Origin of the sequence: Kineobactrum salinum, assembly GCF_010669285.1 — a bacterium.
Classification (GTDB): domain Bacteria; phylum Pseudomonadota; class Gammaproteobacteria; order Pseudomonadales; family Halieaceae; genus Kineobactrum; species Kineobactrum salinum.
The window spans coordinates 3,365,799-3,384,472 of the sequence record NZ_CP048711.1 but is presented as its reverse complement, the minus strand read 5'-3'; the positions used below and the strand labels follow the sequence as shown (position 1 = coordinate 3,384,472).

At 57.6% G+C, this 18,674-nt stretch carries 17 protein-coding genes and 4 pseudogenes; 7 read left to right on the top strand and 14 right to left on the bottom strand.

Translation table 11 applies throughout. From position 1 onward, the window contains the following. The first annotated feature begins 1 nt into the window (after position 1). Positions 2–1,387 carry a spinster family MFS transporter gene (locus tag G3T16_RS14935; protein WP_197911690.1) on the top strand — a complete coding sequence of 462 codons (1,386 nt, stop codon included), beginning with the start codon at positions 2–4 and terminating at the stop codon, positions 1,385–1,387. A gap of 187 nt (positions 1,388–1,574) precedes the next feature. Here the strand turns inward: G3T16_RS14935 and G3T16_RS14930 are convergent, their stop codons facing one another. From G3T16_RS14930 to G3T16_RS14920, 3 genes and pseudogenes are all read right to left on the bottom strand, one after another. Continuing rightward, positions 1,575–1,889: a hypothetical protein gene (locus G3T16_RS14930; protein WP_163495932.1), complete on the bottom strand. Its 315-nt coding sequence runs from the start codon at positions 1,887–1,889 to the stop codon at positions 1,575–1,577. After that, positions 1,886–2,038 (bottom strand): annotated as a pseudogene (locus G3T16_RS14925) (transposase domain-containing protein); the annotation flags it as partial. The gene G3T16_RS14930 and the pseudogene G3T16_RS14925, both read right to left, overlap by 4 nt. Positions 2,039–2,726: 688 nt before the next feature. After that, the gene (locus tag G3T16_RS14920) at positions 2,727–3,059 is read right to left on the bottom strand and encodes a protein-tyrosine phosphatase family protein (RefSeq protein ID WP_163495931.1); all 333 of its coding nucleotides are present in this window, start codon (positions 3,057–3,059) and stop codon (positions 2,727–2,729) included. Between G3T16_RS14920 and G3T16_RS14915 the strand changes: the two genes are divergently transcribed. Continuing rightward, positions 3,036–3,521 carry a GFA family protein gene (locus G3T16_RS14915; RefSeq protein ID WP_163495930.1) on the top strand — a complete coding sequence of 162 codons (486 nt, stop codon included), beginning with the start codon at positions 3,036–3,038 and terminating at the stop codon, positions 3,519–3,521. The genes G3T16_RS14920 and G3T16_RS14915 overlap by 24 nt on opposite strands. A gap of 24 nt (positions 3,522–3,545) precedes the next feature. Here the strand turns inward: G3T16_RS14915 and G3T16_RS14910 are convergent, their stop codons facing one another. Continuing rightward, complete coding sequence (locus G3T16_RS14910) at positions 3,546–4,790, bottom strand: MFS transporter (RefSeq protein ID WP_197911689.1); 1,245 nt, start codon at positions 4,788–4,790, stop codon at positions 3,546–3,548. A gap of 985 nt (positions 4,791–5,775) precedes the next feature. Here G3T16_RS14910 and G3T16_RS14905 point away from each other — a divergent pair. Further along, complete coding sequence (locus G3T16_RS14905) at positions 5,776–6,432, top strand: glutathione S-transferase family protein (RefSeq protein WP_163495929.1); 657 nt, start codon at positions 5,776–5,778, stop codon at positions 6,430–6,432. A gap of 182 nt (positions 6,433–6,614) precedes the next feature. Here the strand turns inward: G3T16_RS14905 and G3T16_RS14900 are convergent, their stop codons facing one another. Further along, positions 6,615–8,042: a TonB-dependent receptor plug domain-containing protein gene (locus G3T16_RS14900; RefSeq protein WP_163497124.1), complete on the bottom strand. Its 1,428-nt coding sequence runs from the start codon at positions 8,040–8,042 to the stop codon at positions 6,615–6,617. A gap of 83 nt (positions 8,043–8,125) precedes the next feature. Here G3T16_RS14900 and G3T16_RS22040 point away from each other — a divergent pair, with 83 nt between their 5' ends. After that, positions 8,126–8,557, top strand: coding sequence for a hypothetical protein (locus G3T16_RS22040; RefSeq protein WP_232059102.1), 432 nt, complete (start codon positions 8,126–8,128; stop codon positions 8,555–8,557). A gap of 39 nt (positions 8,558–8,596) precedes the next feature. Here the strand turns inward: G3T16_RS22040 and G3T16_RS23160 are convergent. The 6 genes and pseudogenes from G3T16_RS23160 to G3T16_RS23155 all read right to left on the bottom strand — a co-directional run. Continuing rightward, positions 8,597–9,034: pseudogene (locus G3T16_RS23160) on the bottom strand (TonB-dependent receptor plug domain-containing protein); the annotation flags it as partial. A 230-nt stretch (positions 9,035–9,264) separates the two neighbouring features. Continuing rightward, on the bottom strand, positions 9,265–10,194 hold the full coding sequence (locus G3T16_RS14890; RefSeq protein WP_163495927.1) for a tetratricopeptide repeat protein: 930 nt from the start codon (positions 10,192–10,194) through the stop codon (positions 9,265–9,267). 121 nt (positions 10,195–10,315) lie between these two features. Next, positions 10,316–11,748, bottom strand: a pseudogene (gene amaB / locus G3T16_RS14885) (L-piperidine-6-carboxylate dehydrogenase). Positions 11,749–11,948: 200 nt separating this feature from the next. Beyond that, a complete protein-coding gene (locus G3T16_RS14880) occupies positions 11,949–12,959 on the bottom strand; it encodes a dipeptidase (RefSeq protein ID WP_163495926.1) in 1,011 nt (336 codons plus the stop codon). A 245-nt stretch (positions 12,960–13,204) separates the two neighbouring features. Further along, complete coding sequence (locus G3T16_RS22035; RefSeq protein ID WP_232059101.1) at positions 13,205–13,390, bottom strand: cupin domain-containing protein; 186 nt, start codon at positions 13,388–13,390, stop codon at positions 13,205–13,207. Positions 13,391–13,575: 185 nt separating this feature from the next. Then, a pseudogene (locus G3T16_RS23155) lies at positions 13,576–13,827 on the bottom strand (helix-turn-helix domain-containing protein); the annotation flags it as partial. Positions 13,828–14,338: 511 nt separating this feature from the next. Between G3T16_RS23155 and G3T16_RS14870 the strand changes: the two are divergent. The 3 genes from G3T16_RS14870 to G3T16_RS22535 all read left to right on the top strand — a co-directional run bounded on the left by G3T16_RS14870 (position 14,339) and on the right by G3T16_RS22535 (position 16,575). Then, entirely contained in the window at positions 14,339–15,097 is a 759-nt protein-coding gene (locus G3T16_RS14870; RefSeq protein ID WP_163495925.1) for a tetratricopeptide repeat protein, read from the top strand. A gap of 75 nt (positions 15,098–15,172) precedes the next feature. After that, a complete protein-coding gene (locus tag G3T16_RS22540; RefSeq protein ID WP_269473307.1) occupies positions 15,173–16,021 on the top strand; it encodes a pyridoxal phosphate-dependent decarboxylase family protein in 849 nt (282 codons plus the stop codon). A 26-nt stretch (positions 16,022–16,047) separates the two neighbouring features. Beyond that, positions 16,048–16,575, top strand: coding sequence for a pyridoxal phosphate-dependent decarboxylase family protein (locus tag G3T16_RS22535; RefSeq protein ID WP_269473233.1), 528 nt, complete (start codon positions 16,048–16,050; stop codon positions 16,573–16,575). Positions 16,576–16,682: 107 nt separating this feature from the next. On the opposite strand, the gene G3T16_RS14860 is transcribed toward G3T16_RS22535, so the two are convergent. The 3 genes from G3T16_RS14860 to G3T16_RS14850 all read right to left on the bottom strand — a co-directional run bounded on the left by G3T16_RS14860 (position 16,683) and on the right by G3T16_RS14850 (position 18,603). Further along, entirely contained in the window at positions 16,683–17,450 is a 768-nt protein-coding gene (locus tag G3T16_RS14860) for a succinate dehydrogenase iron-sulfur subunit (RefSeq protein ID WP_163495924.1), read from the bottom strand. A 132-nt stretch (positions 17,451–17,582) separates the two neighbouring features. Next, complete coding sequence (locus G3T16_RS14855) at positions 17,583–18,047, bottom strand: hypothetical protein (RefSeq protein ID WP_163495923.1); 465 nt, start codon at positions 18,045–18,047, stop codon at positions 17,583–17,585. 136 nt (positions 18,048–18,183) lie between these two features. After that, a complete protein-coding gene (locus tag G3T16_RS14850; protein WP_163495922.1) occupies positions 18,184–18,603 on the bottom strand; it encodes a DUF488 domain-containing protein in 420 nt (139 codons plus the stop codon). Positions 18,604–18,674: the final 71 nt, after the last annotated feature.

Genomic DNA, 18,674 nt, shown 5'->3' with positions numbered 1-18,674 from the left:
AATGACAGAAGGAACTTCAATAAACAACAAGAGTACCAACAGTGTCATGAGCGAACGACGTAACGCCGAACAACGTACAAGTTACCAATGGTATGTTGTGGGTATCTGTATGGTGGCGTATATTTTTTCCTACGTCGACCGATTGGTACTAAACCTTTTGATCGAACCGATACGTGCCGACCTTGATATTACCGATACGCAATTCAGTCTAGTCAGTGGTATGGCCTTCGCGCTCTTTTACGCCGCTATGGGCGTACCTATCGCGCGACTGGCCGATGGCTATTCACGCCCTGCAATAATTTCGACCGGAATTTTTTTATGGAGCATAGCCACCGCTGCGTGTGGCCTGGCACGCAATTTCTGGCAATTATTTGTCGCCCGGATGTTCGTCGGTGTCGGGGAGGCAGCTCTATCACCCCCCACATACTCAATGATCGCTGACCTCTTCCCCAAGGAAAAGCTCGGTCGTGCACTGGGCATCTACTCTATGGGATCATGCATTGGTGTTGGCCTTGCATGGATAATCGGAGGCGCTGTCATTCAGGCAATAGGCGCTCTGGAGTCTATTGCAGTGCCGCTCATAGGGGAGCTACGTCCATGGCAATTCACATTCATGGTGGTGGGTTTGCCAGGAATTCTCATCGCAGCACTGATGTCCATAACAGTGCGTGACCCGCAACGACACGGACTCGAAATCACAGCCTCTGGCAACGCACCCGTCTCACTGCGTCGCTCTGTGGCTTTTATGATCAGCCACCACCGCACCTTTGCTTTCCTCTTCGGCGGTTTTACCTGCACCGCGCTGGCCATGTTCGCTCTGCTCGGATGGGCACCTGCAATTTTCCAACGCATACACGGTCTTAGCAAAGCAGAGTCAGGGTTCTACTTGGGAAGTATTGCACTTTTATGTAATACAAGTGGTGTATTTTTCAGTGGGTGGTTGATGGATAGATTTTCCAAAAGCGGTGATACAGCCGCCGCCGTCAAATCGGGCATGGTGGGCGGTCTCGGCCTTATAGTACCAGTCATACTTTTTCCCCTGGTTTCGAATACTAATGCGGCTCTTGCACTGTTCGGTGTCGCAATGTTTTTCTCCCAGTTTCCGATGGCAACATCAGCAGGTGCGGTACAAGTACTTGCACCCAATCAAATGCGCGCCCAGATTATTGCCATCCTGTTACTTGTATTTTTTGTGCTCGGCCTCGGAGTGGGAAATACGATGGTAGGAGTCTTCACCGATTATATATTTGGTTATGACGACGCGGTGGGTTACTCCATTGGACTTATCTGCGGAGTTGCCAGTGCCGTCGGTACGCTGATGCTGTGGCGCGGATTGGCTCCTTTTCGCCTTAGCATTGCGGCTATCGAACTCCGCACAGATCACTAACCTGTAGGCAGTACTGGGCACGATTAAATCGCTAGGTGATTGAAATAACGAAGATTATTGTTTTCTATTTCAAAACCTTAAGTATAATACGGCTTTTACCGCTCGCCCGGGCGAAGGATTGTAAGCGGCAATTAAACCACAGGGTATACGGCGGCCACGAGCTGTGGCAAGGATGAACCGTGCTGTACTACTTTAATTTCTGCGGCGCGATGTCGACCACGTTACTCCTCGCCAGGTCTTTGATCGGCGAGAGCAAGTGCGGGGAGATGTTCCAGCGTTGCCCGTTATCGGTTACCAAGGTTACGGTCTTGCGGTTGTACTTCATGAGGGTGCCGGTCAGGCGTCCACCTTGTGGGGACTCGAAGCTCACCCGGGTGCCCGGGTGGAACTGCATCATGGATTGGTGTGCCTGTAGTGATTCGAGCATCTTTAGGCGTTCAACAATGCAGTGGTTCAGTGCCACCAACTCATCGGCACTCAGGTGATCAATCTCAATACTCATACTGTTCTCCCATGCCATGGCAGCAGCGCTTCAATGGCCTCCACGGTGTCGGCCCGGGGCAGCTGCTCGTAGACTTGGCGCAGATAGGCGTAAGGCTCCAGCCCGTTGGCTTTTGCCGTCTCGACCAGCGAGTATAGATTGGCGCTGGCAAAACCCGAGTCCCCCGAAGGGCGAAAAGCCCGGGCTAACGTTAGCAGGCTGTTGAAAAACAGCCTGTGTCATTGGCCACGCAGTGGTCGATGACAAAATCAAGCACGTAAGTGATTGATTTGTCGTGTCCATGTTTGCGGACATGTGCCGCAAACATGGCTTGAAAAAGCCTTCCGAGGCTTTTTCAACAACCTGTTAGTGAGCCAGTGCGCGAATAGCCCATCAAGGTCCCGTGTCATTGGCACGATCAGGAGACCGAATACACGTGAGCAATCGATCCTACCGCCTGAGATCAAACCCCTTGCAAACGAGGAGGAGTCCATACACGGGGGATGGTCCGGTTTTCGCTTGACTTACAATCCATGCCGACAAAGAACACGCCCCAACGGTACCACCTCTCACCACAATCGCTCCGAGCCATACCCGGTGCGTTTCGTGCCTCAACGCACCCTATGCGGCTGCGAGCGCCGTGCATATCGAAAACGTGAGTCTCGCCAACTCAACGCACCCTATGCAGGTGCGAGCCCCCTCGATTCCCTGGCGACCACCGGCAGTGGCCCTGGCGACCACCGGCAGTGGGATGATCCCATTCTATAAGCGCAGAACTCCATAGGGTGCGCTGACGAAGGAAGCGCACCTTCAGGCTCTACCCCATACACGGAGGATAGGCCGATTTTCGGCTCGGCTCTACCCAATAAACGGAGGATGGACCAGTTTTCGGCCCTTACCCGGGTTACCCCGGATGGTCCGAATAAAGTTCAGCCAAACCGGATACTCGGCCGGCGCCCACAGATCCTCGATGAACGCCTGTGCTTCATCGTCGCCCCACAGGCCACGACTCTGGGCATACAGGGAATAGAATGCACTCACGCGATAATTGGCGGCGCAGTGGATGTGGACCTTGTCCTCAACGGCGGAGTCCATTGCCTCACAAAAGGCCGCATAGTCGGCGATATGATAAACTACCGCAATGTGTACCCCACCCGGAGTGCCGACATGAGACTCGAAGCTTCCTGTCATTGTGGCGCAGTGCGGTTTAGCTGCAACAGCATGGCGCCCTATCCATTCATGTATTGCTATTGCAGCATCTGCCGTAAAACGGCGGGCGCCGGCGGCTTCTCCATCAATCTGCATGCCGACGCCGACTCGCTCGTCGTTGAGGGTGAGGAGTCGATCAACGTCTATCAGCCCTATATGGATCATCCAGAGCGGGACGAGCGCAGCCCCGGCGAGCGGCGTTTCTGCAGGCACTGCGGCAGCATGATGTGGGCTTTCGATCCGCGCTGGCCGGAACTGATCCATCCATTTGCCTCGGTCATCGACAGCCCCCTGCCCGAGCCGCCGGAACGGTATCACATCCTGCTGGATTCAAAACCCGGCTGGGTACCGGTGCCCGCAGGCGAAGGCGAATGCCACTTCGATCACTATCCGGACTGCTCGCTGCTGGACTGGCACCGCAGGCACGGTCTGGCAGAGGAATAGGCGAAACTGCAGCTGCTGGCGAACTCAAACCGGGTCACTTACCGGCAGGGCCCGGCTGGTCCGGCCAAACAGCACCGTGGCGATCAGCCCGACAACAGCAAACCCCGCCACCACGGCAAATACATGCTGGTGGCCGGCCGCCCCGGGAGAGGAATCGATAAGCCAGCCCATCAGCGGTCCCATGAAGATATCCGGTGTGAATCCGACAAAAGAGACCACGCCCACCGCAGTGCCGGTCAGTATTACCGGGACATTGCCCTCACCGAAAATGGCGAAATACAGGCCGCGCAAACCATAGATACCGGCACTGGTGCCCGCGATGGTCGCCAGCAACAGCCAGGGCAGTCCGGGCACGATCAAACCGGCCGCGATCGTCCCGCTGCCCAGCATGACGACGGCAAAACTCCACAACAGCATGACCGCGCCGCTGAACCGGTCCGCCAGCAATCCCGCCCCGATGGCCGCGACCGGGCGTATCCAGAATGAAACAGTGCCGATAGTGGCGGCCTCCACCTCGTCGTAACCGAAGGCATCCCTGGCATACAGGGAAAAATCATCGGTGCTTTTGTAGGCCACGTAGGCACACAGCACGATGAGCGCCTGGCACCAGACCGTGCGCATGGCCATGACCTGCTTCAGGCACCGCAAGCTGACCCCGGTACCGACCAGGGTATCGCTCCGCGGCGTCGGCGGCACGAACAGCCAGACCAGCAGCGCCGACAGCACACACATCCCGGAAAATCCCTGGATAATTGCAGCCAGTGCCCGCCCGCGCTGGGCCAGGGTCGCGGTTTCCACATCCGCCGGCAACAGGGCCGCGAACACCAGAACCGATATCGACGAGATGACCGCCGCGAACAGGCCGCGGCCGCCGTCCAGCAGGCCGAAGGTCCTGCCCTGGTGGACACTGCCCAGCTCCCGGGTTGTTTTGATCAGAGCCCCCCAGAACAGCAGGATGGTGGTCAGTCCCCAGAAACCGTAGAGCAGGGTCAGCACGCCGATGGGCGGTATGGCGGCCATGACTGCCCCGCCGAGGGAAGTCGCCAGCAATGCCGCCACCAGCAGGTTGCGGGCGGAAAAGCGGTCCGCCAGCGGGCCGCCGGCGAAATAGGACACCATGGCAATGACGCCATACAGGGAAAACGCGGTGCCGAGCTGAAGGTTGGTGATGCCGAAAATGTCGATGAAGGTGGGACGGAATATGCGCGACAGGACGAAGGGCAGCAGAAAGATGGCCTCACCGGCAATGATGAGGGCGACGAGCGCCACGAAACCGGAATTTCCACGGACTCTATCCTTGCTTGTTTCAATGGCAGAGATAAGAACACCTGTTTTCTGTAAATCGGGTGAATCCCGGCATCGCCGTATATCTCGAAACTTTCAGATCCTGTAAGCCTGTTGCATCGTGCAAATAGAGTAGCTTTTTGCCTGGCGATTCTCCGAAGTTCGTTTGGAAACGACCGTGTTGATTTGCTCTTCCTATCATAGAAGAAGTCTTCCGCCACAGCATCTGTTCTTGCGGCCCAGGAGTGCGGGCTTTTGCCGAGATCGCTTACCAGAAACCAGGCAGTGCAGCTCCGAAGAGCGGCCATCGCTCTCACAATGGGTTAAGACTTTCAGTCGGTCCCAAAATTTATGAACCCGTAGCTCTCCTCGACATAATTTCCATCTTGTTATGGAAGCACGGCTCTACCTAATTAACAATGGAATGGGCTGGGTTTCACTTGATTTACAGGCCATGCCGATAAAGAACGCGCTCTATCGGTACCGTCTCTTCCCACAATCGCTGCGAGCCATATCCGGTGCGTTTCGTGCCTCAAGGCACCCTATGCGGCTGCGAGCCCGCGCGAATCCCTGGTGGCAACCGGCAGTGGGACGGTCCCATTCTATAAGCGCAAAACTCCATAGGGTGCGCTGACGAAGGAAGCGCACCTTCAGGCTCTACCCAATTAACGGTAGATGGACTCTCAGTGATCCATCCACTGTTTTTCATCACCTGTCGAAAAGCCTCTGGGTGATACGACTATGCTGTAGGTAACCTCGACGGGACCAAATCGTCCGCCCGGCATCGGCGCCTGGCATACCGCACTCGTCGACAACGACAGGCGCCTGGCATGCCGCACGCGTCGACAACAACAAAGGAGGAACTGTATGTGCTCACTAATCGCCATCTGCCGGTGGTACGACAACATCATCCACCGGGGGAGCGGAGACCGCTGCCGCTGGCTGAAAGTAGCGGTCGAAGGAGAACCCCATGCCTGAACTATACGGACACCCATTCTCCTCCTATACCTGGAAAGCACTGATCCCATGCTACGAAAACCGTATCGAGCTGGACTTCCGGATGGTCGACCCTGACCACCCCGAGAACCTCGAGCGTTTGCAGGCGCTGTCTCCGATGGGAAAATTTCCGCTTCTGGTAGATGGGGATACCGTGCTGTATGAGGCCACCATTATCATCGAGTATCTGCAGCAGGCCTATCCCGGCCCCGTCGTATTCATTCCCGACCAGCGATCAGCGGCGCTGGAGGTGCGCATGCTGGACCGCTTCTTCGACAACTATGTGATGGGCAACATGCAGCACGTCGTAGACGACTGCCTGCGTGGTCCCGCCGATCGGTGTCCCGCAATCGTGGAGGGTGCCAAATCGCGCCTGGAACGGGCCTATGCCTGGCTCGATCAGCGCATGCGCACGCAGGAATTCGCCTGCGGGGAGCACTTCACCCTGGCCGATTGTGCCGCGGCGCCGGCGCTGTTCTACGCTGACTGGGTGCACGAGATCAGCGGCGCCTTCCCGCATCTGCGCCGCTACCGCGCCACCCTGCTGGGCCGCGCGTCAGTCACCCGCTGCGTGGAAGATGCCCGACCCTACCGCCCGCTATTCCCCGGCGGGGCGCCCGACCGGGACTGAAAAGGTCAGCTCGGATCACGGTGATAGCAAGCCGCTTGCACCAGGTTGGCTGAGTTCCAGCTGGCTGACTTGTCCCATCTGTCTCGGGACAAAAAAAAAGGAACACTCCAGGGGTAGAGTGTTCCTTTCAAAAGGCTGGAGCTTCGATGCCTCAAAGTGCACCGAAGCCCCTGAAGACCAGACTAGAACTCATACCTCAACCGCGCATAGTAGAACCCGCCACTGATCCCGAATACAGAATGGTTGTCGTAGGGGGTACCACGGTCAACAAAGGCCTGGCGGCGCGGCGGCGGATACTTGTTGCCGAGGTTCCGGGCGCCGACTGAGATGGAGAACTGATCAAAGCCACGGTAGGTTGCTTCCGCATCGAAGATGAATTCGCCATCGCGGGTTTTGATGAAGTCGCGGTCAACACGGGTCCACTCGCCGTAGTAGGTCGCACGCCCCATCAGGTCGAAATCGCCGATGTGGTGGGTAACGGTAAAATTGCCCCGCCAGCTGGGAATCCCCTCTTCGAATTCCAGTACCTTGTCGTCGGTGAAGACGCCTTCCGGGTCGCTACGCAAGATCTGCTCGTTGTAGCTTACCGCCAGGCTGTAGTCGGTCGACTGGTTGCTGTCGGCGTATTCGGCGAAGTAGGTTGCTACCAGGTCGGCGCCCCGCACACGGGTATCCAGCTTGTTCTGGAAGTAGCGCACACTGCGCACATTGATGCCGTTGGGGTAACCGATAGCAGCAAGCTGGGCGCGCTGTTCCGGTGTGGTATCCAACTGGTCGGAAAGCAGTAGCCGGTCATCGACGTCAATCTGGTAGAAGTCCAGCGTTGCAGTGAACCTGTCCAGCGTCAACACCAAACCAGCAGAGATGCTGTCTGAAGTCTCTGCTTCCAGGTCTTCGGAGCCGAAGATCGACGCGGCAGCCGAGCCAGGGACCAGAACCGCATCAAGGATGAAGTCACCGTTGGCCGCCAACTGTGAAGTTTGCGACGTACCGAACAACTGACCGGCGGCAGGTGCCCTGAAGCCGCTGGTGATACCGCCACGAATGGCGAAGTTGTCGGTGAAGTCGAAGCGGGTTGCCAGCTTATGACTCAGGTTGTCCCCGAATGCTTCGTAGTCTTCATAGCGCACCGCGGCAGAGGTTGTCCACTGCTCGGTGATGTCCACCTCTGCTTCTATATAGCCAGCATAGCTGCTGGCAGAGAAGTCGCCAGCAGTGTCGGGGCTGTAACCCTGGAAGCCGTTGGCTCCAACCGGCAGGTCAATAAGCGCACCCGCCTGGTAGGAGTCGCGGTCACCGGCGGTGATGGTGTACTGCTCATCGCGATGATTGAAACCACCGAAGAGAAACAGGTCACTGGCAAATGCATCAACAGGAATCGACTTGAAGAGCTCCAGGCTGAACTCGTACTCGCGCTGGGCCAGCGCACCGGGCTTGAAGCTCGTGGGCGACTCTGCTCCCATGGACGCATTGATGGTATTCCACAGACTGTACTCGATCTCGTTCCTGCCCCAGCGGAAGGAGGCATCCCAGCCGAACAGCTCGTTCTCTTCCTGGCGGATACCGAAGACAGTGCTGAAATCGTCCTGGTCGCCGCCAAACTGCGGGATGTAGCCGCCGGGTACAGCTCGGTCAGATCAAAGGTTGATGGGTGTGCCGGGCTGTTATCAAACTGGCTGTCGGCATAGGTTGAGTGCGCGCCGAGACCACCGGCGTCCAGCGATTGACGATAGGTAAATGCGACCTCGCTTTCGGACTTCATGTAGTTACCGAACAGGTAGGCTTGCCGGCCCCCGCCAAGATCCAGGCCCGCGTTCCATGCGGTTTTCACGGCCTTGTAGGCAGGGTCGCCTGTTCCGCCTGCTTCCAGGGGTACGTTCGGAATACCCATATCCAGCAAACCCTGGACACCGAGGTGGGTGCCGACACGGACCGATTCGCTCTGGTCGATAACCTGCGCACTCAGATTCAGGAAGCCAGCATCGGTCAGGGCGAAACCGATGTTCCCCTGCACGTCGACGGTCTCGCCACCGCCATCAAAGTATTCGCCCATCTCGACACTAACGGAGCCGCCCTCACTGGCATCTCGCAGAGACAGGTTAATCACACCGGCGATGGCATCTGAGCCGTATTGGGCGGATGCACCATCGCGCAGTACCTGAATGGATTTAAAGGCAATCGGGGGCAGAATGTTGAAGTCCTGGCCCTGTGAACCTGAAGTAGTTGCGTGTCCGGTGCCGATCTGTACCGTTGCGGAGCGGTGGCGACGCTTGCCATTCAGCAGCAGCAGTACGTGATCAGCAGGGGAGCTGCGCAGGGTAGCGGGGCGAACAAAGGAGGAGCCGTCATTCAGGGGCAGTCGCCTGACGTTGAAAGCCGGTACCAATGTCCGCAGTGAATCATTCAGGTCTGAATAGCCCGTGCTGCCTATTGCATCGGGTTGAATCACATCAACCGGTACCACGCTCTGGGTATCCGTGCGTCCGGTGCGTCGAGTGCCGAGAACTACAACTTCCTCAACGGTACCACGAGCGCCGGTTGCGGCGGCTTCATTTTCTCTAACGGGACCGGCTTGCTGGGCAAGCGCGGAAGAGCCCGCCATGGCCAGCGTCGCATAGGCGATCGGTGTCAAAAGCATCTTCATCATCGGTTTCCTCTTATTGTCACTTCGTTGCCAATATCGACATAACATGGAGCACAATGCATAATAATTTCCTATCATAAAGTTTTTGGATGTAAAAGCAAGACATTTGCCCCCTTCTTTACGCAATCTCTAACGCAATTGGGGCCGCAGGTATTCCGCTATCGGTTGCTGTCGATCAATGCCCCAGGTCAGAGCCCTTCAGCGGCAAGGTCTGCCTCGGCGGCGATGTAACCAAAGGCAGCCCATTGCGGCCCATCGACAAGCGATCGCATCATTTTGGCCGCTTCCTCTGGCCTGCCGTTGTACAGGTGCCAGTTGGCAACCCCGTACACCAGGCCTGCATTTCCCGAGCCACTGCCGTCTTCGGGCAGCACACTTTCGAGGGAGATCTCGCCTTTATAAAACAGGCAGGCGCGGTGGTAGGCGAAGTTCTCAATGATGTCCATATCGGCGTGAATGTCAGAGAGCAGCGCCTCGGCTTCCTGATCGCGACCCATGCGCCGCAATATCATGTACAGCCAGTGAGTGGAGGCGGCAATGCCGTCATCGTTATCGGTATTGCGCAAGTCCTCGGCGAAAATGCGGCGGGCGGTTTCCCATTCCTGCTTCAGGTAATACGCCAGACCCAGGTGGTAGCGAATATTCCCCTGGGTAGTGGTCAGCGGAATGTTCTTGGCGTTGGGCATGCCGTCCGGCTCTACCTGGTCTTCCTGGCCTGCCATCAGCTGCGCCGCCTTCGAAAGATCTTCAATGGCTTTATCGAACTGACGGGTGGAGATATAGCGATGACCGCGATGGCGCAGCATTCTTACGTCGTGCGGGTGTTTCTCCACACCCTCGGAAAAAATTTCGATCGCCTTCTGGTAGCGGCCCAGGTATGCGGTTCTGCGCCCGTACCAGATCAGTTTGTCCGGGTCGCTGGGGGCCGCCTCGTACTCCTCCTTTGCCGCTTCGTATTGGGCCAGAGCTGCCGTTGACGGCGTGCTGGCATACAATTCCTTACCGAGTAAAGACACAGCCTGCGGGCGGGCCTCGTCGGAGGAGTTCGCATTGCCGGACGCTGCGCTGGCGAAAGAAATCGCAGCGCAGGCACAGCACAGGAAGGTTCTCAAGTTCATACAGTATCCTCAATCAGTGCTTGTTGGATAAGGGCTAACCGCGGTTTCGCCGAGGCCCGTTACCAGGCTGCAGCATTTGCGCGGCTTCACTAACCTCATCGTCAGGGTTAAAGGTCAAACTCTACGCCCTGCGCCAGGGCAGGCTCGAGGAATAGTTGACGGTGTTTGTTGCCCGGCGCATGAAGGCCTTCCAGGTGTCTGAGCCGGCGGCCCTGCCGCCACCAGTGGCCTTTTCACCGCCGAAGGCGCCACCAATTTCGGCGCCACTGGTACCGATATTGACGTTGGCGATGCCGCAGTCGCTGCCACTGGCAGACAAAAAGTACTCCGCCTCGCGCATATCGGTGGTGAATATCGCGGATGAGAGGCCCTGAGAAACCCCATTTTGCAGCGCTATGGCCTCATCGATGGACGCATACTTCATAACAAACAATATCGGGGCGAAGGTTTCCCGCTCAACGATTTCACTTTGCGAGGGCATGCTCGCTATCGCCGGGTTGACGTAGAAGGCATCGGGGTAACGGTCGGCCAGTACACGTTCACCCCCGAACACACTGCCACCTTCCGCGGTGGCCTGCCGCAGCGCGGATAGCATTTGATCGTAGGCGCGTTCATCGATGAGAGGCCCGACATGTACCTTGGGGTCATCCGGACGTCCGATCCGCAGCTGTGCGTAAACGGCTTTAAGTCGCTCTACAAATTCGTCGGCGATCGCCTCGTGCACAATGAGGCGCCTGAGGCTGGTACAGCGTTGTCCGGCCGTGCCCACCGCGGCGAAGGCAACACCGCGGATGGCCAGGTCCAGGTCCGCCTTGTCGGATACTATGGCGGCATTGTTGCCCCCGAGTTCCAGGGTTGAGCGCCCCAGCCGCGCCCCGACACGTACGGCTACATCGCGGCCCATTGTGGTACTGCCCGTGGCGCTCACCAGCGGAATGCGCGTATCGGAAGCCAGCTGCTTGCCCAGCTCGGCATCTCCCAATACCAGTTGCGCCAGCTTGGCGGGCGCGTTGCTGCAGGCGGCAATGGCCTGATCCAGCAAGCCACTCAGCGCGATGGCGGTCAAGGGGACTTCTCGGAGGGCTTCCAGATAACACTGTCCCCGCATACCAGGGCGATCATCGCTCCCCATGACCAAACCGCCGCGGGGAAGTTGAAGGCGGTGATCTGCCCGAAAATGCCCAGGGGGTGCCAGGTTTCGGCCATGCGATGCTCTGGGCGCTCGGTGGCGATGGTCAGGCCGTAGAGCTGGCGGGAAAGCCCAATCGCGAAGTCACAGATATCAATGACTTCCTGAATCTCGCCAAGAGCTTCCGTTTCGGTCTTGCCGCAGTCAAGTGTCACGATTGAGCCCAGTTCCGCTTTATGGCGGCGAACCAGTTCTGCGAAGGTATGCACTAGTTTGCCGCGTTCGGGGGCGGGAACCGTGCGCCAACTCAGAAATGCCTGCTGAGCGTCCTCGATAGCCCTGTCCAAACCGGCATCGTCCGTCAGACCCAGATTGCACAGCTTGTCACCATCTATCGGGGAATGTTTGCTCAGATCAGCGCCCATAAAACCTTCAAGAGGCACATTGATGCGTGAGAAGGTTGTCTGCACATCCTCGCGAAGGAAGGCGGCTTTGTCGCGCGAGGCATTGATAGCCATGAATTAGCGTGCTCCGTCTGGTAATGAATCGAGAAATCTGCGCGGTGATGCGGCCTCAGCTACACCCTGCGCAGGGGCAAATGTTTCCGGTTGCGTTCCCGGCGCTGTCAGCCTATAGCGCCTTGGTACAGGCGCTGCATATTGCGTCCCATGATCTTGTCTATTTCCACTGAGCTGTAATTGCGCTCACGAAGCCCATTCCAGATGACCTCCATGCGGCGGGGGCCGTTGAGTTCGTCAATGTACAGCGGCCACTCCTTGAGGTTGAAGTTCTCCCCCTCCTCACTGGCCAGTTCGGCGAGGTACTCATCGGTCATCTCGATGACGCGATGGTCGCGATCACTGCCGATGCCCACATGGTCAATACCGGCGACATTTACCGCGTGATCGATGTGATCAAAATAGACCGGCAGTGCGACATCAGGGCTGGCATGGGTGAGAAAGGGCCGGAGCTGGCAAATACCGACCACGCCGTCCCTGTCTGCCAGGGCCTTCAGCACGGTATCGCTTATGTTACGGATATTGTCGTGCAACGCCAGGCAAGCCGCATGTGAGATAACCACCGGCGCGCTCGAGGCCTGGATGGCATCGAGTATCGTTGCCTCATTGGCATGGGAAAGGTCGATCAGCATGGCCAGGCGATTCATCTCGGCAACGAGTTCCCGGCCAAAGCGGGTGAGCCCGGAGCCACTGGATTCCTTGCAGCCCGCACCGGCCCAGTTCTGGTAATTGTAGGTCAGCTGTGCGCTGCGAACACCAAGGTTATGGAATTCCTCCACGCGGGACAGATCGCGGCCGAACTGCGTACTGTTCTGAAACAGATAGTAGACTGCAATCTTGTGCTCGCGCCGCGCGTTATCAAGATCCGCGGCGGAGGTAGCCTTCATCAACAACTCAGGATATTTCGCCAGAAACCTGTCGTATTCGGCCACCGCAGCTCTGGCTTCGGTATAGGCCTGTTGTTCGTACACCTTGGGATCTGTCAGCGTTACGGTGATGGCGTTGAGACCGCCGTCGCGGATTGTTTCGATGAGTGTGCGCGAGTAGCTGACCCTCATCTCTCCCATGGCATCAAATACCAGGGAGTCCCGAAGAGAACCAGAAAGGTTTTTTGCCAAGGCTGTCTTCGACAGGGCTTGAGCGGCGAGCAGCCCGGTTGATGCGCCGGCAATGAATTTTCTTCGGTTTATCACAAACACCTCAATTTTTCCTATTGTAAAATACTAGCGCATTTAAGAAATGCAGGCAAGCCCTTGCTCGTTTTTCGGGAATACCATGGTCTGTGCGCATGCCGCGCTGAGGCAGCGGGTGTTCGGGGGTGAGCCTGGTTAGCGGTGAAGGAGGGAGATGCTGCGGGCGCGATTCAGCCAGTATTGATCCACAATACCCTGGCGTCATTTTCGCTGGTCGAGATGCAGGCATGGCGCATGGCGCTATCCAGGTAAATACCATCTCCTTCGTCCAGGTCGGCGGCCTCGTAGCAGTCGGTGTAGAAGCGGACAGAGCCCTCGAGGACGAACATAAACTCCTCGCCGTCGTGAGCCCCCACTCTTCGAAGTCGTCGAGCGACCGGGCCTTCACGATACTTACAAAGGGCAGGATTTTCTTGTTGATGAGGTCAGAGGCCAGCACCAAATGGCTGTAGGCCGCTGTTTCGTATGGGCGGCCCTCCCCCTTTCGGACGACGCTTCTGCGGGTCTGCTGCTGTGTATTCTCTGACGCGGCGAACAGCTCCGTAATGTCGATCGAAAATCCGGTCGCGAGCTTCTGCACTACGTCGAAAGTCGGGGACATGCGATCATTTTCAATTTTGGACAGCGTCGACACAGCCAGCCCGGTGGCATTGGCCAGGTCGCTCAAGGTCCAGTTCCGGGCCCGACGCAACCCCCTGACCCGCAGGGCCAGCTGAATCTTTGAGCGCGGAGGACGTCGCTCGGGCTTGACCTGATCGAAGACTTCGGCGTTGGTTAAGGGTGGTTTTCGCATTAGCCTAATTCTTTACCTAAAATCAATCGAAATCAAGTCTATAGCTCGTGCCATACAGACGGCCTCAGCTCACCGCTCGCACCCCTACACCGGCAACATGGTTTCACTTGGGGAGACCATGTTACACCGCCTTTGGACGCGACGCCGCTGAAGTGGGAAGCGGGCCCACAGAAAAATTTTATTATACGATATTTATTCCCTATCGGAGTGATTAATTGACAGTATACAGGGTGTGGGGCTAGTCTGCCTCGCTGCTTCCCTGTTCATGCACTGGTTCTGCCCTATGTTTATGCGCTTACACCTGACAATGACCTGCTCATGGACCAGGCTTCGCCCTGCTCTTTGCTCACTGCTGTTGGCAGCCGTATTCGCCCAGGCGGAGACCGGGGAGCAAAGGGCAACAGACTCCCTGGCAGCTACCGCCATCCACGGCTCGCTGTCCGCGGCCCGGGTAAATACGCCAGCTGGGCCTGCATCGCCGGGGGCGTATCGGGAAAAGCTCGAGATTGATTTGAAGGTCGCCCAGGCGGCCTTCGATGCAGCTCCCGACAGGGAAGAGTCCTATATCTGGCTGGGCCGCCGATACGGTTACCTTGGTCAGTATCGCACGGCCATAGAGGTGTTTACCGCCGGGCTGAGAAAATTCCCCAACAGCTACAGGTTGCTGCGCTTTCGCGGCAGGCACCTGGCTCGAAGCCGGCAGTTTGAAGCGGCCATAGCCGATTACGAGTTGGGGCTGGCCAAAATGGCGGGGCAGCCGGACAGTTTCGAGCCGAACGGAATTCCCAACTCTCTCAACTTGACGACCTCAACCTACCGTCAGAATCTCCACTACTATTTGGGGCAAACCTGCTTCGCCATAGCTGACTATCGCAGGATGTTCGATCACCTGGAGCAATCCAGGAAGCCCCTGGTGGAATTACCCTTTGACGATCATGAGCTCGCTGTGGTGTTCTGGCAAACCATAGCTTTAAAGAAACAGTCGCGTCACGCAGAAGCCGATGCCCTGCTCAACCGTATACCGGAGCCGGTGCGAATCCTTGAAAATGCTGCCTATTACAATGCCTTGCTCGTGCTCACCGGGTCTTCCGACGAACGTGAAGGAACCGCGGGTGACAACCTTTCCAGGTTTGCGCTGGGAATGAGGCGCGCGTTTGAGGGTGACGCAGATGGCGCACGTGCAATTTTGGAGGCCATTGTTGCCGACAATGCAAGTGGCTACTGGCCTGCGGAAGTCGCGCTCGCCAATGCATCGGCTGAAGCGCCTTAGCAGGCCGCGCTTCGCAGCCCTGCTCCACCAGTCGCCAGCCTTGGAATACCGCACAGGAGCCGTCTCATCGTGGCCATGAATCGACAGGGAAGCAAGAACCCAAACGGCGGCGCCGATACGCTGGGCATGAATGCCGAGGAAATGCGAAGCCTGGGATACCAGGTGGTCGACATTGTTGTCGACCGCCTGATAAATCGGGACAGTGAAGCAGCCATACTCACGGGCGAAGCGAGTGAGCTGCTGGCTCAACTGGGCGGACCACTCCCGGACAAGCCGCTTGATCCCCGGGAATCCCTGAGCCTGCTCGCAGGTGTCGCTTTTACTCACCAGCAGCGGGGTGATCACCCCCGCTACTTTGCCCGCGTTCCCGGACCCAGCTCCTTCGCAGCGATCCTGGGCGATTGGTTGGCAACGGGGTTCAACGCCATCACCGCTTCATGGGCCGGCGGTTCCGGCCCCGCCACACTGGAACTGGTCGTTATCGACTGGTTGCGGCAGTTGCTGCATTTGCCGCCGGATTACGAAGGGGTACTTGTCAGCGGTGGTTCCCACGCCAGCCTCACGGCCTTCGCCGCGGTGCAGGCACAGCGAGGCACCGGCACCGTCTATCTGAGCGACCAGACACATTCTTCGCTACCCAGGGCACTAAAGGTGCTGGGTTTTACGGCTTCACAGATTCATGTTCTGCCGTCCGACGAACAATTCCGGATGCCGTTGACAGCCCTGCGTGAAGCCATTTCACAGCACCGCCGGGCGGGTGCCAGGCCACTGATGGTAATCGGCACCGCCGGTACCACAAACACCGGTGCCGTTGATCCCCTGCCTCAACTGGCGGCACTGTGTGAAGAAGAAGACCTCTGGCTACACGTCGATGGCGCCTATGGCGCGCCGGGGCCCTGTGCGCACGCGGCCGTGATGAGCTAAACGGCATCGAGCTGGCACACTCTCTGGTGCTGGATCCCCACAAGTGGCTGTTCCAGCCTTACGACGTCGGTTGTCTGCTGATCCGTCGCGGCATGCTCGAGCCCAGCTTTGACATGAACCCCGAATATCTGCGCGATGTCACTGCAGGGAAGGGAGAAGTGGATTTTCGCAATCGCGGGTTGGAACTGACTCGGCGAAACCGTGCTGCCAAGCTATGGCTGAGCCTGCGGACTTATGGCGTGGATCGCTTTCGTGAGGCAATCGATCACGGCCTGTCTCTGGCGCGCGAGGCGCAGAGATACCTCAGCGAAGACCCTCAGCGATGGGAGCTCATCACGCCTGCCCAGCTTGGCATTATCTGTTTTGCGCTTCGCGGTGCTGGCGACGATGAGCATGAAGCGCGAGTGAGACGGTTGTCCGCGAGCGGGTTTGCCTGTATCTCGTCCACGCGCTTGCAGGGGCGAGCGGTATTCCGGCTCTGTACGATCAATCCGCTGACGAGCACTGAGGATATCGTGGCTACTCTGGATCAGTTGAATGCCGCGCAAAACTGATCCGGCCGGATCGGTTTTGAACAGCAACCCACGGACGGGCTGCGGGGTGGGGCTCTTATTTCACTTTCACGGCCAGGCTAAACGGGAACAGGACATTACAATTCACGTCAAGTGCCTTCGCTGAGGAGACGACGACGGATATCGCTGATGGCCTTCATTGGGTTAAGACCCTTGGGACAGACCTGGGTACAGTTCTGGATATCACGGCAGCGAAATACACTGTATTGATCGTCCAATGCGGCCAGCCGTTCCGCCCCGGCGGTATCCCGACTGTCCTCCAGAAAACGCTGGGCCTGCAGCAGGACGGCCGGGCCGAGGTACCTTTCTGGATTCCACCACCAGGACGGACAACCGGAGGTGCAGCAACCGCAGAGTATGCACTCGTAGAGCCCATCCAGGCGGGCGCGCTCCTCAGGAGATTGAAGTCGCTCTGTCGCCGGCAGCGGATCATTATTGATAAGCCAGGGTTTGATCTGACGATATTGATCAAAGAAGTGAGTTTGATCCACTACAAGATCCCGTATCACCGGCATGCCGGTAAGCGGTCGGATCACCAGAGGAGCATCCGGTGCCTTCCTGACCGAAGCCACCCCGCTGCCGTAATTGCTTTTCTGAGCCACCCAGGTGCCCGCCAGTATATCCGACACCGGTGAAACACAGGCCAGGGCGTTCTGGCCATTGATGTTCATGCCATCGGAGCCGCATACACCTTCGCGACAGGAGCGGCGATAGGTCAGGCTGGGATCGCCTTCCTTCAGGTGCTCCAGCACATCCAGCACCATGCGCTGCCGGAAACTCTCTTCCACCTGATAGTTCTCTATTCGGGGGGCGTTATCGACCTCCGGGTTGTAACGGTAGACCTGTACCTGAATCATGGGCTCGCTCCCGCCGTTTACTACAGAACCGGAGGTCCTGCGGTTGAACAGCTCTGTTTCAGTCGGAATCCGTACCAGTTGCCCGTTCGCAATGGACCTGCCGTTGGCCACGATGGGGTTGCTACGGCAGCCTTACCGGCTGTCGAACCCCTGGAAACGTTCACTGGCATGGCCGCTGTGGCACATTACGCAGGCCTGCGTCAGCTGCCCGAATATCTTCAGCTGGTCTTCGGTATTTTTCCTGCTACCGGCATCGGAGAGCTGGGAAGCCAGCACGTGAAATCGCTGGTCCAGCTTCAGAAACTCGTCGGGAACAGCGGCCTTCAGTGCCTTGCGCTGGTCCGGGGTGATGGATTGTTGCAAAATGAAGCTGTCATGGATCTCTCTGCCCTTTTTGTCAACGACCTCGTGGTCTCCACGAACAATGGCGCCATGAATGACCTTCATGGCCACATCCACTTGCACCATTTCCTTCTGCAGCAACCCGCGTATATCGGGGGCCAACTCGGCGGTTACGTCCTGGGCCGATGCAACTCGCGTCAGAAAGAAGAAGTAGAAGATACAGAGGACGAAGATTTGCTTGCCTGTAAATAGCATGGGCTGCCTCCATTTTCGTTTGTGAACTCGAATGACAAAAAGACTGCATGAGATGTAAGCGAATCGTCCAGATGCCCTGCTCCCGGATCATGGAGTGCTTGCATCCCTGCCGGTTCACGGCTCAGCGCCAGTACTTTTAGAGGGAGAATTTATTGTTGTAACACACCGGCGAGGCATTTTCACCTGGTGCTTCCTCTTCCGCCCGCTCCCCCAGCAACACTTCCCGGAGCACCACAGCCTGATTGTGCTCACGGTCCCGGGCGCCGAATAGAAGAGTGACGGGGCCTTGGCGACAGTAATTGAGCAGCTTGGAGAGGGTCTCGGGTACCTGAGCCAGTTCGTCGCGGTAACTGTTGCGGAATTCGGCCCAGCGCTCAGGATCATGACCGAACCATTTTCGCAATTCAGTGGATGGGGCTAATTCCCTGGCCCACCAGTCCAGTTTCACATCTGCCTTGCGCACACCGCGCGGCCAGACACGATCCACCAGGATCCGGGCACCATCCTCGTCTTCCGACGGATCGTAGATACGCTTGAGCCGAATCGGATCAGTCATTCATTTCATCTCCACAGCGAATTCATGTTGAAAAAGTGACTGTTAAGCAAGGTGCGTTTCTCCGGATTTTG

What these genes read in the sequence shown, in the direction of transcription:
- G3T16_RS14935 (WP_197911690.1), top strand. Translation starts at nt 2, where the DNA reads ATGACAGAAGGAACTTCAATAAACAACAAGAGTACCAACAGTGTCATG.
- G3T16_RS14930 (WP_163495932.1), bottom strand. Translation starts at nt 1,889, where the DNA reads ATGAGTATTGAGATTGATCACCTGAGTGCCGATGAGTTGGTGGCACTG.
- G3T16_RS14915 (WP_163495930.1), top strand. Translation starts at nt 3,036, where the DNA reads ATGAGACTCGAAGCTTCCTGTCATTGTGGCGCAGTGCGGTTTAGCTGC.
- G3T16_RS14920 (WP_163495931.1), bottom strand. Translation starts at nt 3,059, where the DNA reads ATGACAGGAAGCTTCGAGTCTCATGTCGGCACTCCGGGTGGGGTACAC.
- G3T16_RS14905 (WP_163495929.1), top strand. Translation starts at nt 5,776, where the DNA reads ATGCCTGAACTATACGGACACCCATTCTCCTCCTATACCTGGAAAGCA.
- G3T16_RS14890 (WP_163495927.1), bottom strand. Translation starts at nt 10,194, where the DNA reads ATGAACTTGAGAACCTTCCTGTGCTGTGCCTGCGCTGCGATTTCTTTC.
- G3T16_RS22540 (WP_269473307.1), top strand. Translation starts at nt 15,173, where the DNA reads ATGAATCGACAGGGAAGCAAGAACCCAAACGGCGGCGCCGATACGCTG.
- G3T16_RS14860 (WP_163495924.1), bottom strand. Translation starts at nt 17,450, where the DNA reads ATGATTCAGGTACAGGTCTACCGTTACAACCCGGAGGTCGATAACGCC.
- G3T16_RS14855 (WP_163495923.1), bottom strand. Translation starts at nt 18,047, where the DNA reads ATGCTATTTACAGGCAAGCAAATCTTCGTCCTCTGTATCTTCTACTTC.
- G3T16_RS14850 (WP_163495922.1), bottom strand. Translation starts at nt 18,603, where the DNA reads ATGACTGATCCGATTCGGCTCAAGCGTATCTACGATCCGTCGGAAGAC.